Here is a 1,517-nt window from a genome sequence, read left to right on the forward strand (position 1 = left end):
CCTGTGGGAGCGAGCCTGCTCGCGATGAAGCCAGCTCGGTCTAGACGGACAACCGCACCGCCAGCGCCGCCAACGTCACCAGCAACACCGGCACCGTCAGCACAATCCCGACCTTGAAGTAATACCCCCAGCCGATGCGGATATCCTTGCGCGCCAGCACATGCAACCACAACAAGGTCGCCAGACTGCCGATCGGGGTGATTTTCGGGCCCAGGTCGCTGCCAATGACGTTGGCGTAGATCATCGCCTCCTTCACCACACCAGTGGCCTGGCTGGCATCGATGGACAACGCACCAATCAGCACCGTCGGCAGGTTGTTCATGACCGATGAGAGCAATGCCGTCAACAGCCCGGTGCCCATGGCCGCGCCCCACACGCCATAGGCGGCGAAGCCGTCGAGCCATTGGGCCAGATAGCCGGTCAGCCCGGCGTTGCGCAGGCCATAGACCACCAGGTACATGCCCAGGGAGAAAATCACGATCTGCCACGGTGCTTCTTTCATCACCCTGCGGGTGGAAATCTTGTGGCCGTAGGCCGCAACGCCCAGCAGCAACGCCGCGCAAACGGCGGAAATCGCGCTGATGGGAATCCCCAGAGGCTCAAGGGCAAAGCAGCCCAGCAACAGGATCGCCAACACCGCCCAACCGGCATAAAAGGTTGCCTTGTCATGGATCGCACTCGCCGGATCGTCCAGTTGATGCGGATCGTAATCACGCGGGATATCACGCCGGAAAAACCACAGCAATATCCCCAGGCTGGCCGCGACGCTGACCAGATTCACCGGCACCATGACTGCGGCGTAACGGTTGAAGCCGATGTTGAAGAAGTCGGCCGAAACGATGTTCACCAGGTTCGACACCACTAGCGGCAAGCTCGCCGTGTCGGCAATGAAGCCGGCGCCCATCACGAACGCCAAAGTCGCTGCCGGAGAAAAACGCAGCGCCAGCAGCATCGAAATCACAATCGGCGTCAGGATCAGCGCCGCGCCGTCATTGGCGAACAATGCCGACACCAACGCGCCGAGCAACACCATGAAGGCAAACAGCTTGCGCCCACTGCCCCGCCCCCATCGAGCCACATGCAGGGCCGCCCAGGCAAAGAACCCGGCCTCGTCCAGCAACAGGCTGATGATGATCAGCGCGATAAACGTACCGGTGGCGTTCCAGATGATCTGCCACACCAGCGCAATATCACCGACCTGCACCACCCCGCTCAACAAGGCCAATACCGCACCGAGCGTCGCACTCCAGCCAACGCCAAGCCCCTTGGGTTGCCAGATCACCAGCGTAATGGTCAGCAGGAAAATCAACGACGCGAGGAGCATGCGCAACAGCCTTGGAAGGGAGTTTAGAAGAGGAAATCAGCAGTACCTGACCGGAGAATACCTTGACGACATTCGAGGCATCGAATTGAGTGCCGGACCGTCTGGGTGAGCGAAGTGCGAATATAGGGAGCTTCGAATCTTCAGTAAAGCCTGGGCCTGAAGTAAACCCGTGGCGAGGGAGCTTGCTCCCGCT

General features: G+C 60.4%; 1 protein-coding gene. It reads right to left on the reverse strand.

What is annotated here, in order from left to right; translation table 11 throughout:
* Positions 1-40 precede the first annotated feature (40 nt).
* Positions 41-1,324 (reverse strand): arsenic transporter, encoded by a 1,284-nt coding sequence (locus HU811_RS26895; RefSeq protein WP_186659142.1) that lies wholly within the window; start codon positions 1,322-1,324, stop codon positions 41-43.
* Positions 1,325-1,517 lie beyond the last annotated feature (193 nt).

The organism is Pseudomonas tehranensis (assembly GCF_014268615.1).
GTDB classification, from domain to species: Bacteria; Pseudomonadota; Gammaproteobacteria; order Pseudomonadales; family Pseudomonadaceae; genus Aquipseudomonas; species Aquipseudomonas tehranensis.